This is a genomic window from Thiothrix caldifontis, assembly GCF_900107695.1.
Taxonomy (GTDB): domain Bacteria; phylum Pseudomonadota; class Gammaproteobacteria; order Thiotrichales; family Thiotrichaceae; genus Thiothrix; species Thiothrix caldifontis.
The window spans coordinates 1-12,972 of record NZ_FNQP01000042.1; the positions used below are offsets into that span (position 1 = coordinate 1).

Genomic DNA, 12,972 nt, shown 5'->3' on the forward strand with positions numbered 1-12,972 from the left:
CTGAGCGACGCAGCTTGATAAAATGCCTCAAGCAACTGGCAAAACTCTTCGCTTCTTCAACCGCTTGCCGACAAAACAAACGGAGGAAAAAACCTAATAATTGGATGAGATTACAGCAAGTTAGGGAATGGAGGGCTTAAAGTTGATGCGTATAAGATTGGAACAACTTTCCCCCCTCCAATTCCACGCCATCATTATCGCCCGTCAGACCGTCTTCATCACCGAGCAACACTTCTGCTGCCCAGACTCTGACGCACACGACACCCACTGCTGGCATCTGAGCGCGTTATATGGCGACAAAATAGCCGCCTACCTGCGCGTTATCGACCCCGGTGAAAAATACCCCGAACCATCCATCGGCAGGTTGCTAACCACCCAAGCCTACCGCCGCACCGGTCTTGGCAAGCGCATCATGCAAGTCGCCATCGCCAACATCGCTGAACTCTACCCCGGTCAAGCCATCCGCATCAGCGCCCAAGCTTACCTCCAACCCTTCTACGCCAACCTAGGATTCGCCACCATCGGTAAGGAATACCTCGAAGAAGGCATCCCCCACCTCGAAATGCTGCGTTTGCCCAACACATAACACTACAAACAGCCATTGATTTGACGCAACTAATTCCTAGTCCTACCATCAGATATAACAAGTTAACAATAAAACTGTACCAAAGGAGGATCAAGCATGAAAAGCGTTGTCATCGCCGGGTACGCCCGCACCCCGTTTACCCTCGCCAACAAGGGCGCGTTCGCCAAAGTCCGCCCCGACGATCTAGCGACTGCCGCCGTCCTCGGTCTGCTGGCGAAAACCGGCGTGGCTGGCACGGACATCGAAGACCTGATCCTCGGTTGCGCCTTCCCTGAAGGCGAACAAGGTTTCAACATGGCGCGTCTGGTGGTACTGATGGCTGGTCTGCCGCAAATCGTGGGCGGCGTCACCGTCAACCGCTTCTGCGGCTCCTCGATGCAGGCCATCCACCAGGCCGCCGGAGCCATCCAGATGAATGCCGGGAACGCTTTCCTCTGCGCCGGGGTGGAATCCATGACCCGCATCCCCATGACCGGCTTCAACCCTTCACCCAATCCGCACCTGTATGCAAAGTTGCCCACCGCCTACATCAGCATGGGGCAAACGGCTGAAATCGTGGCGCAACGTTACGCCATTTCCCGTCAGGAACAGGAAGCCTTCGCCCTTGCCAGCCAGCACAAAGCTGCCGCCGCGCAAGCCGCAGGCAAACTGGCCGCTGAAATCATCCCGGTGGGTGGTGTGACACAAGACGGCTGCATCCGCCCCGACACTTCGCTGGAAGCACTGGCTGGCCTGAAACTGGCCTTCGACGAACACGGCACGGTCACGGCTGGCACGGCTTCTCCCTTGACCGACGGCGCTTCTGCCACACTGGTATGCAGTGAGGAATTCGCCCAGGCACACGGCCTGCCCATGCTTGCCCGTATCCGCAGCATCGCCATTTCCGGCTGCGCCCCCGAAACCATGGGTTTGGGGCCAATTGTTGCCAGCCAGAAAGCCCTGCAACGTGCTGGCCTCAGTGTCGCCGACCTCGACATTATCGAACTCAACGAAGCGTTTGCTTCCCAATCCATCGCTTGCATCCGCGACCTTGGCCTTGACGCAAACAAGATCAATCTGGATGGCGGCGCGATTGCCATCGGTCATCCGCTGGGTGCGACCGGCGCACGCATTACCGGCAAGGCCGCTGCCCTGCTCAAGCGTGAAGGCAAACAGTTTGCCCTCGCCACCCAGTGCATCGGCGGCGGGCAAGGCATCGCCACCATTCTGGAGGCCGTGTCATGAACATCCAGAAAGTCGCCGTGATCGGCGCGGGCGTGATGGGTGCTGGCATTGCCGCCCACATCGCCAACGCCGGAACCCCTGTGCTGCTGCTCGACATCGTGCCGCAAGGTGCAACCGACCGCAGCCAGATTGCCAAAGCCGCCCTCGACAAGCTGCTCAAGGCCGACCCCGCTCCCTTGATGCACACCAAAAACGCCCGCCTCATCACCCCCGGCAATATCGAAGATGACTTGCCCCAACTCGCCGACTGCGACTGGATCATTGAAGCAGTGGTCGAACGCCTCGCCATCAAGCAAGACCTGTACCGCAAGCTGGCAAGCGTGCGCAAAGCCGACGCGATCATTTCCTCCAACACTTCCTCAATCCCGCTGCATGAACTGGTGGCAGGTTTGCCGGACGACTTCGCCGCGCATTTCATGATCACCCATTTCTTCAACCCACCGCGTTACATGCGCCTGCTGGAAATTGTTACCAGCGCACAAACCGATCAGGACGCTGCCCGCAAAATCCGCGAGTATGCCGACCTGAAGCTGGGCAAGGGTGTGGTCGATTGCAAGGATACCCCCGGATTCATCGCCAACCGTATCGGCATTTTCTGGATACAAACCGCGATTCAGGAAGCGATCGAGATGGGGCTGACGGTAGAAGAAGCCGACGCGGTGATCGGCAGGCCGATGGGCATTCCCAAAACTGGCGTGTTCGGCCTTTCCGATCTGGTGGGGATCGACCTGATGCCGCACCTGATGCGCAGCATGAACCGCAGTTTGCCAGCCGGTGATCCGCTGCTGGAAAAAGCCAGCATTCCGCCACTGATCCAGCGCATGATTGATAACGGCTACACCGGGCGCAAGGGCAAGGGCGGTTTCTACCGCATCAACCGCGATAGCGGGCAAAAGCTCAAAGAATCCATCAACCTGCAAACCGGCGAATACCACCCCTCCCAGCCTGCATCTGTGGGGAGCTTGAAAGCCGCCAAACATGGCGGCCTACAGGCGCTGGTTGCCCATCCCGACAAAGGTGGGGAGTATGCGTGGCGGGTGTTATCGCAAACCCTGCGCTATGCCGCTGCACTCGTGCCGGACATTGCCGACGATATTTGTGCGGTCAACACTGCGATGAAGCTGGGTTACAACTGGAAATACGGGCCGTTTGAGCTGATCGACCAGTTGGGGGCGGATGCGTTGGCGCAGCGGCTGGAAGCTGAATTACCCCCCATCCCCAACCCTTCCCCCGCAGGGGGGGAAGGGAGCGAAGAGATACACGGAAATGGCGTCTTGTCCCCTCCACCCCTTGCGGGGGGAGGGTTAGGGAGGGGGGGGATTCCGCCGTTGCTGGAAATGGCGCGGGCTTATGGTTTCTATCGCCACGAACCCGGCGAAACCCTCTACCTCCAACCCGACGGCTCCTACCGCCCCCTGCAACGCCCCCCCGGCATCCTGCTGCTTGCCGACCTCAAACGCCACGCCGAACCCCTGCTCAGCAACGATGCCGCTAGCCTGTGGGACATTGGCGATGGCGTCACCTGCCTCGAATTCCACAGCAAAATGAACAGTATCGACGCGCAAACGCTGGAAATGCTCAGCGACAGCCTCGATTGGGTAGCCGCCAACGGCAAGGCAATGGTGATCTACAACGAAGGCGAAAACTTTTCCGCCGGAGCCAACCTCGGCCTGCTGGTATTCGCTGCCAGTCTCGGTGGCTGGGATGAAATCGCCGCAATCGTCAGGCAAGGGCAGGACACTTACCACAAGCTCAAACACGCCCCGTTCCCGGTGGTGGGCGCACCTTCCGGCCTTGCCCTCGGTGGCGGCTGCGAAGTGCTGCTGCATTGCGCTGCCATCCAGGCTCATGCCGAAACCTACATGGGGCTGGTGGAAACCGGCGTCGGCCTGATCCCCGGCTGGGGCGGCTGCAAGGAAATGCTGCAACGCTGGAGCAGTTTCCCCAAACTGCCACGCGGTGCCTTGCCACCGGTACTGAAAGCTTTTGAAATCATCAGTCTGGCAACGGTGGCGAAATCGGCGTTCGAGGCCAAAGACCACCTCTACCTGCGCCCCAGCGACGGCATTACCATGAACCGCGACCGCCTGCTGGCTGACGCCAAAGCCCGTGCATTAGCAATGGTGGAAGGCTACCAGCCACCGGTTGCGCAAGAACTGCGCCTGCCCGGTGCAACCGCGCGGATTGCCATGCAAATGGCAGTGAGCGATTTCCGCCTGCAAGGCAAAGCCACCCCGCACGACGTAGTGGTTGCCACCGCACTCGCCGAAGTCCTCAGCGGCGGCGACACCGACATCACCACCCCACTGAATGAAGCTGACATTCTGGCACTGGAACACCGCCAGTTCATGCAACTGGTCAAGCACCCGGACACCATTGCCCGCGTGCAACACATGCTGGAAACCGGCAAACCGCTGAGGAACTAGCTTACGTGTCGTAGCAGTGGATACTAAAGTGTTACGGATGCTTTAAAATGAAACCAGAACAACATCCCCGACAACGGGCAAAGGAGGAGGAAATGGACAAGTTATGGCTGCAAAGCTACCCACCACAAGTCCCGGCAGAAATTGATCTGAGCAAGTACCATTCGCTGGCAGATTTGTTCCACCAAAGCATTGCAAAATACCGCGACAACCCCGCCTTCAGCAATCTGGGCAAAGTGCTTAGCTACGCCGAAGTGGATGAATTGACCCGCCAGTTTGCCGCTTACCTGATCCACGGCGCAGGTCTGCAACGCGGCGACCGTATTGCCATCATGATGCCAAACCTGCTGCAATACCCGATAGCATTGTTCGCGGCACTGCGTGCTGGGCTGGTGGTCGTTAATACCAACCCGCTTTACACTGACCGCGAACTCGAACACCAGTTGAAGGATTCGGGCGCGAAAGCCATTGTCATCCTTGCCAATTTTGCCCATACGCTGGAAGACGTGATGGATGAAGTCGGTATCAAGACCATCATTACCACCGAAATCGGCGACTTGCTTGGCTTTCCCAAATCCCTGCTGGTCAATACGGTGGTCAGGTATGTTAAAAAGATGGTTCCTGCCTACCAGTTACCGGAAGCCATCGGTTTTAATCAAGCATTACGGCTGGGAAAGCAGTACACACACAGCTATCGGGATGCCAACATCGGACACGAGGACATCGCTTTCCTGCAATACACCGGTGGTACTACCGGCGTTGCTAAAGGCGCAGTACTCAGCCACCGCAACCTGCTGGCAAACATGCTGCAAGCCGATGCTTGGACGAAAGGCTGTCTGGAACACGGCAAGGAAATTTTCATCACCGCCCTACCGCTGTACCATGTGTTTGCCCTGACCGCGAATGCCCTGTTTGCGATAGAAATGGGCGCAAAAAACGTCCTCATCACCAACCCGCGTGACCTGCCCGCTTTCCTCAAGGATCTCGCCAAAGAACCGTTTACCTTCATCACTGGCGTCAACACCTTGTACAACGCCATGCTCAATCACGCGGATATTGGCAAGGTGAATTTTTCCCACGTCAAGATTTCGCTAGGTGGCGGTATGGCGGTGCAGAAATCAGTCGCCGAACGCTGGAAAGCACGAACCGGCTCGGTGCTACTAGAGGCTTACGGGCTAACGGAAACTTCCCCTGCGGTCTGCATCAACCCGGTTACGCTGGAAAGCTATAACGGCATGATTGGTTTGCCCATTTCCTCGACGGAAGTATCCATCCGCGATGTCAACGACAATGAGCTGGCGGTGGGTGAAGCAGGCGAATTGTGGGTACGCGGCCCACAGGTGATGCAAGGCTACTGGCAGCGCCCGGATGAAACCGCCAAGGTGATGCCCGGCGATGGCTGGCTAAAAACCGGTGATATTGCCGTGATCAATGAGCAAGGTTACGTCAAACTGGTGGATCGCCTCAAGGACATGGTGCTGGTTTCCGGCTTCAACGTATACCCGAATGAAGTGGAAGATGTGTTAGCAGCCCATCCGAAAATTCTCGAAGCGGGGGTGATCGGTGTGCCAGATGAACATTCGGGTGAAGTGGTTAAAGCCTTCATCGTCAAAAAGGATGACAGCCTGACGCTGGAAGAACTCAAGGCGTATTGCCGCAAGGAACTTTCCGCCTACAAGTGTCCGAAACAAATCGTGTTTGTCGAGTCGTTGCCAAAAAGTAATGTGGGCAAGATATTACGTAAGGAATTACGGCAGTTGTAATAACCATCAAATGCTATACTACCGCCATTACTTGTTACCGATGGATTCCCTCATGGCATCACTCAAAGACCAACTGCTCAAGGCTGGCCTGATCGACAAATCCAAAGCCGCCAAGCTCGAACAAGAACAGCGCAAGCAAGCCCACCAAAAAACCGCCAAGGCACAGAAACAAGCCAAGAAAAGCGGTGAAGTCATGGTGGATGAAGCCAAATTACTCGCCGAAAAAGCGCTACAGGAAAAAGCCGAACGTTCCAAAGAACTCAACCGTCAACAGCGCGAACAAGCTGAGAAAAAAGCCATTCAAGCACAAATCAAGCAATTGATTACCCTCAACCGCATTGACCGCAAGCGCGGCGATATTGCCTATCAGTTTGCCGATGGCAGCAAGATCAAAAAGATTTACCTCACAGCAGAACTGCAAGACCAACTGGCCTACGGCATTATCGTGCTGGTCAAATTGGGCGACGGCTACGAACTCGTTCCCAAACAGGTTGCCGAGAAAATTGCCCAGCGCGATGCCGCCTGCATTCTAGTGCAAAACACTGGCAGTACAGAACAAGTAGCAGTGGAAGAAGACGATCCATACGCCGATTACAAAATCCCAGACGATTTGATGTGGTAAACTGCGCTGCTTTCCTCTGACCGGTTTTACTGCATGAAACCCTTCACCCGCATCCTCCGCCTGTGGACAATCAACCGTGTTTTTATCCGCCACGGTTTGGATGAACTCGTCTTCAACATCCCCTTTCTGCGCCCGATTGCGTTCATCTACCACCTGTCACCGTGGAATTGGGGCAAGCAAGAAACCCGCCCACGCGGGGAACGCATCCGCCGTGCGCTGGAAGATTTAGGGCCGATTTTCATCAAATTCGGGCAAATGCTGTCCACGCGCCGTGACTTGCTGCCGGATGACATCGCCGCCGAATTGACCCGTCTGCAAGACCGCGTGCCACCGTTTTCCAGCATCGAAGCGCGGAAAATGATCGAAAAAGCTTACGGCAAATCCGTCACCGAAGTGTTCCAACGCTTTGAAACTGACCCGATGGCCTCCGCCTCCATCGCCCAAGTCCACGCCGCACAATTGTGGGATGGCAAAGAAGTCGTCGTCAAAGTATTGCGCCCCGGCATTGAAAAAACCATCAGCCAAGATGTGGAACTGATGTACATGATGGCGGGTTTACTGCAACGTTATTGGAAAGAAGCCCGCCGTCTGCGCCCCGTGGAAGTGGTTGCTGAATACGAAAAGACCATTTTCGACGAACTCGATTTGATGCGCGAAGCCGCCAACGCCAGCCAAATCCGCCGCAATTTCGAGGGCAGCACCACCCTGTACGTGCCTGAAATCTATTGGGATTACACCCACCCCAACGTGATGGTGATGGAACGGATTTACGGTATTCCCGTCGGCGACATCGACCAACTCAAAGCGCACCATATCAATTTCAAACGGCTGGGCGAATTGGGCGTGGAAGTGTTTTTCACCCAAGTCTTCCGCCACAACTTTTTCCACGCCGACATGCACCCCGGCAATATTTTTGTCAACGCCGCCAACCCTAACGAACCGCAATACATTGCGGTGGATTTCGGCATCGTTGGCACGCTCTCTCCCGCTGACAAACGTTATCTCGCGGAAAACTTCTACGCCTTTTTCCAGCGCGATTACAAACGGGTCGCGGAACTGCATGTGGAATCCGGCTGGGTTCCACCCACCACCCGCGTTGACGAATTTGAGTCGGCTATTCGTTCGGTGTGTGAACCGATTTTCAATTTGCCGATTAAAGACATTTCCTTTGGGCAATTTCTGCTGCGCCTGTTCCAAACAGCACGGCGCTTTAATATGGAAGTACAGCCGCAATTGGTCTTGCTGCAAAAAACCTTGCTGAATATCGAAGGCTTAGGGCGGCAGCTTTACCCCGATCTGGATTTGTGGTCGACCGCCAAACCGTTCATTGAGCGTTGGATGGATGAGCAAGTAGGTGTCCGCGCCTTGTTCAACGGCGTGAAAGTCAACCTGCCTAAGCTCCTCGAAAACTTGCCGTACATGCCGAATATGTTGCACGACATTATGCAGCAAACCACCCAGCACAAGCTCAAAATGCAGTGGGAATCGCAGCAACTCGAAGACTTACGTAAAGAAATACGCCGTTCGCAACGCCTTAACCAAACGCTGATCATTACTGGCATCCTTGTCTTTATAGCTGTACAAGTCTTCAACGCTTACCACTAACGCAAAAAAGCCGCCCCGTTTCCAGAGCGGCCTGCTCAAAGCGCTGGCGTTACCGACGCTTAAGCCGGAGGGCTATTGGGATCTTTGATATTGGCTGGAGCCACATCAACGGTCACCGTCGCTTGCGCCTGATTACCGTACTTGTCTTTCACGATATAGGTGAACTCGTGGTCAGCACAATAACCATGACGTAAGGTGAACAGGATGGATTTGCCATCAGCACTGATACGGGCAGTACCGTACTGCGGCGTACTGACCGCGATAATGGTCATTTCATCACCCGTATCGTTATCCAATACTGCCAAGGTTTTCGTGGTGGTATCGTTCAGGTCAATCAACAGATAATCACCTATTGGTGCAAGATTACCCGGCGTTGTCGTGCCACTGATCGTAATATCCACTGTTGTTTCCGTGATAAAACCCCGCTCATCTGTCAGACGATAGGTCAACTCATCCATACCTGAGTAACCGGTTGTCGGCGTGTACACGATCTGATTACCAGAAACACTAGCAGAACCATGACCCGGCGCATTAACAATGGTCAACGTTGCCCCGCCTGCCGGAACCTCGTCATTACTCATCACAGCAAACACGTTGTCGCTGCTGTCCATATCAACGGTGTACAAATCGGCCTGTGCATTCAAGTTACCACCCGGCGTATTCACCCGCACAAACACATCACCCGTTACCGTGTTGCCATTACCGTCGGTAACGGTATAAGTAAACCGGTCATCACCGGTAAAACCTGGATTAGGCGTGTACGTTACGTTGTTACCACTTTGCGTTACTGTACCATTGGTAGCAGCACCCGTGCCGGTAACGCTCAACGGATCACCATTGGGGTCACGATCATTATCCAAAACAGGGATAGTGACGGCAACATCCCGAATCGTTTCCACTTGATCTGTATTCGCAATAGGCGCATTCGGGTTAGCAGCCCCACCGACCGTGACAGTGACTGTCGCTTGGCTTTGATTATTGCCGGGATCTTTCACAATGTAGGTAAACTGATCAGTACCTGTGAAACCCGCCACCGGCGTGTAAACCAATAAATTCCCCACCTGTGTCACAGAACCATTTGCACCCTGAGCAAAACTGGCGATGCTCAGTGGATCACCGTTCGGGTCGGTATCGTTCGTCAGCACATCAATCGCAACCGGCGTCTCAGCGGTGGTCGTCGCATTGTCATTCATCGCAACCGGCGTATTTCCACCATTGCCGCCGTTAGCACTGCCAGCCGTGGTTTTGTACGTATCCACGGTTTGTTTGTGATCAGCCGTGTTACGCAATGCTTGACGCACCCACAGTGGCGGTTCAGGAATCAATTCTTTGCGCCATACCACTTTAGGGTCGCTGGTGGACGTTCCACCCTGCTCAACCACTTCATCCTTGTATTCATTCTGATAAGTGACGTATTCGATGTCTACCCGACGGTTTTTATGGCCTTCCGCCTCAGTATTGGGGTATTTAGGCTGCGATTCACCCAAACCACGTGCCTGCAATTCGTCCGCACTGAAACCGTTTTTGACCATAAAATCACGCACGGCATTCGCACGGCGTTCAGATAGACTTTGGTTGTGCGCATCTGAACCTTTATCGCAGGTATTGCCGGTAATGCGGATATTGCCTTCGTGCCCAGAAGCACGAATTTGTCCCATAACCGCTTTCATCCGTTCTTGTGCTTCAGGTGTTAACTTGGCGCTATCGAGTTTGAAGAAGGTATCAGATTCCAATTCCATGGTGTTTTTAACCAGCTTGCGCTCAATTTTGGGCGGCTGCTTGATTTGTTCACCCGGAATTTCAGTACGGATACGGCGATAGCGCTGTTCAGGTTGCCACACGCCTGCTTCACTGCCGATGTCATAGCGGTAGGAAATACCACCACGTGCTTCGGCATCTTCGGACACCATGGCTCCACCGGCTTTTTTGTAGACCTCCACTTCTGCACCCACACTATGCGGGGTATCGGGGAAGAATTTTTCTACACCGCCCGTGAGGGTTGTTTGCGTGGGGCGCTTTTCGCTAGCGGCAAAATCTTTGCCCCACTCATAGTCCAAACCACCTTGCACACGCATTTGCTGCTCAGGCAAAAAAGTCCCAACGCGCCCGCCAACACCCAAGTCATAGGCTTTCTCAGTCACACCCGGCGTAGTGGTTGCCCGCCCCTCAGAAAGCCCTTTACTGACATGCCCTGACCAGAACAAGCTGGCATTCTCCTGACCATAACCAAGCGTGGCTTTTTTATCTTCTTGCTCATTTTGGTCATAAGCACCAAAAATCTTGTTGACGTGTGAAGGATTATTCGCATCGCCGGATACCCAGTGATGGCTCAGTTTTGCACCTGCACCTGTTAAGGATTCTTCACCAGCATCTTTGTCAGCATTCGGGTTGAAACCAACGTAGCCCTGCCCGATAGTAGCGCTGCTGCCATTTTCGTGAATTACTTGACTGGCCTCAGCCTTACCCTTGAGTTCAGTGTCAATGCCAACACCAATGCGGGTATTGCCACCCACATAACCCGTATTTACCGTAGAGGTTTCTGTGGAATCTTCCAGAAAGCCATCACTTTCCTGCCCCAGTGCTTGGGCTTGAGTCATAGAATCGGGGACAGGTACGGGTGCTGCTGCGTTATCTTCCAGCATCAGCGCCGTGGCGGGGGGAGGAGGAATATTACCATATGACCCATCATGACCGCCGTCTCCTGCGAGAACAGCGGCAGAACAGAATAGTATTGGTAAGATAGCCCATTTGGAGGAAAGTATTTTTTTGTTATTCATCGTGATATCTCTCTGTCTGCGTGCCTTTATTATTGTATGGGGTCACATGATCACGCTTACTATATTCTGTGTGGCAAACACACCACAAAATATTCCGACGAACGTATTGCCGTGTGTATACTGTATGCCTATTGTAGCCGCGCCACCCTGCATGCATGAATGATTGGCCTTTTTAAAAGGTTAAGAAATGGACTTTTTTCGCGAAAGAATAATGATGGAGTGTCAATGACTTTATGTTTAAAATAATACAAATCGTCCCATTTTTTGGCATACTACTGTTGATCTATTGGCTGGCAGTGAAAACCAACTTATTCCCTGATGGCTTAAACCACGTTTTGTTTCACTTGCACTTACCTTCCAAAGCGTTGTGGAAACCCACATGGGGGGATTTCATGGTTCTACTCGGTGTGCTCTTCTTGTATGTTGAACTATTCAAATCGACCCGTACCTCAGAAACGACTATTGTGGATCATTTATTATCAACATTTGTGTTGATTTTTTACCTAACAGCTTGGTTGATCTACCCATGGGCGGGTAATTCTGTTTTCCTGATTTTGACTGGCATGGCATTTCTTGATGTCATTGCAGGCTTCACTATCACGATTTCAGCCGCACGTCGCGATTTGGCGATTGGTGGAAAATAAGCATTTACGCCATAATACTTCACGTATTTTTGAGAGAGAGTCTTCCATGCACACACTGATTGCCCGCTTGACTGTGCTGTCTACCCTGTCAGTTAGCGCTTACGCTGAAACACCGCAATTTCCCGACCCAGCGATGTTGCCGCCCGATACCAACATTACAACCGACAGCACCACATCGAAACAAACGTATAGCTACACCCAACCAGCGGCAACCAGTACAACAACGACAAGTACTGGCACAATGGGAACTTATGTTTACCCACAAACCAGCACGAGTAGCACCAGCGGTAACAGTGCAGCGGGTATTTACGTCTACCCTCAAGCAGATACCGCCACCGCCACGACCAATAGCAGCACAGCGGTCACCCCAACCAGCACCTATACTTACACCCAACCACAGTCTCTCAATAACTGGGGAAATAACTATGCCCAACCCTACACTGGCGGTATGCAACCGTATTACTACAACCCAGCACAATACTTCTTGCATAGCCCAATGCTAACCCCCCCTATTCCACCATCTCCCCCCCCCATGGTCATGCCCTCTATCCCAAGCTTTACATGGCCAAACATAGGCTACGGCTATCGCAATAACCCTTACAGTTATTGGATGGGCAACACTGCCACCACACAAACCAACGCCCAAACGGCAGCGACGCAAACGCAAAATACCCAACAAATCGATAATCTTAACCAAGGTCTCAGTAGCCTGCGCCAACAACAAACTGAATTAGAAAGTAAAACGCAGGAAACCCTGTCAACTCAAGAACAAGCCATTGCTTTACTACGCAAGCAACTTGAAGACGCCAGCAAAAGCAAAGGTGATCTTGAAAGCCAATTGAATGCTCTCAAAGGCGAATTAGCCGAAAGCGTCAAAAAAGCCGAACTGGAAAGCTGCAAAGCTGAAAAAGACGAGTTAGCAGGCAAAGTCACCGACATGGATCAAAAAGTGTCAGCCATTGCCGAAGTCTCACAGCAATTCGCACAATTACGCCAAAACTTTGCCACACTCGAAACCGAAAAGCAGCAATTGGTGAGTGCTCTGGAACACGAAACCAAGGACACTGATGCGGATGGCATTCCCGACAAATTGGACAAATGTCCGGAAAGCGCCTTGGGGGTTAAGGTAGATGCCAGCGGCTGTGAGCCCCCCAAAGACACAGACAAAGATGGCATTACAGATGAAAAAGACCGCTGCCCAGCCACTGCGGAAGGTATTAAAGTCGACGAAAATGGTTGCGACCTACCGCCACCCGATGGTGACAAGGACGGTATCCACGACGACGCCGATAAATGCCCCGATACGAAGGAAGGTTCAAAAATTGACG

At 53.4% G+C, this 12,972-nt stretch carries 9 protein-coding genes; 8 read left to right on the forward strand and 1 reads right to left on the reverse strand.

From position 1 onward, the window contains the following. Positions 1-145: 145 nt before the first annotated feature. The 6 genes from BLV87_RS18360 to ubiB all read left to right on the forward strand — a co-directional run bounded on the left by BLV87_RS18360 (position 146) and on the right by ubiB (position 8,223). A complete protein-coding gene (locus BLV87_RS18360; protein WP_093071062.1) occupies positions 146-586 on the forward strand; it encodes a GNAT family N-acetyltransferase in 441 nt (146 codons plus the stop codon). 96 nt (positions 587-682) lie between these two features. Next, on the forward strand, positions 683-1,810 hold the full coding sequence (locus BLV87_RS18365) for a thiolase family protein (protein WP_093071052.1): 1,128 nt from the start codon (positions 683-685) through the stop codon (positions 1,808-1,810). Continuing rightward, positions 1,807-4,236 carry a 3-hydroxyacyl-CoA dehydrogenase/enoyl-CoA hydratase family protein gene (locus BLV87_RS18370; protein WP_093071054.1) on the forward strand — a complete coding sequence of 810 codons (2,430 nt, stop codon included), beginning with the start codon at positions 1,807-1,809 and terminating at the stop codon, positions 4,234-4,236. The genes BLV87_RS18365 and BLV87_RS18370 overlap by 4 nt, the downstream gene beginning before the upstream one ends. A gap of 92 nt (positions 4,237-4,328) precedes the next feature. Continuing rightward, positions 4,329-5,996: an AMP-binding protein gene (locus BLV87_RS18375; protein ID WP_093071055.1), complete on the forward strand. Its 1,668-nt coding sequence runs from the start codon at positions 4,329-4,331 to the stop codon at positions 5,994-5,996. 52 nt (positions 5,997-6,048) lie between these two features. Continuing rightward, a complete protein-coding gene (locus BLV87_RS18380) occupies positions 6,049-6,618 on the forward strand; it encodes a DUF2058 domain-containing protein (protein ID WP_093071063.1) in 570 nt (189 codons plus the stop codon). Positions 6,619-6,651: 33 nt separating this feature from the next. Then, positions 6,652-8,223 (forward strand): ubiquinone biosynthesis regulatory protein kinase UbiB, encoded by a 1,572-nt coding sequence (gene ubiB, locus BLV87_RS18385; protein WP_093071057.1) that lies wholly within the window; start codon positions 6,652-6,654, stop codon positions 8,221-8,223. Between the two features lie 59 nt (positions 8,224-8,282). On the opposite strand, the gene BLV87_RS18390 is transcribed toward ubiB, so the two are convergent. Next, positions 8,283-11,000 (reverse strand): Ig-like domain-containing protein, encoded by a 2,718-nt coding sequence (locus BLV87_RS18390; protein WP_093071058.1) that lies wholly within the window; start codon positions 10,998-11,000, stop codon positions 8,283-8,285. 233 nt (positions 11,001-11,233) lie between these two features. On the opposite strand from BLV87_RS18390, the gene BLV87_RS18395 reads away from it, so the two are divergent. Both BLV87_RS18395 and BLV87_RS18400 read left to right on the forward strand, forming a co-directional pair. Continuing rightward, positions 11,234-11,644: a hypothetical protein gene (locus tag BLV87_RS18395; protein ID WP_093071060.1), complete on the forward strand. Its 411-nt coding sequence runs from the start codon at positions 11,234-11,236 to the stop codon at positions 11,642-11,644. Positions 11,645-11,690: 46 nt separating this feature from the next. Then, on the forward strand, positions 11,691-12,972 hold a 1,282-nt coding region (locus BLV87_RS18400), incomplete at its 3' end, for a thrombospondin type 3 repeat-containing protein (protein ID WP_217630035.1).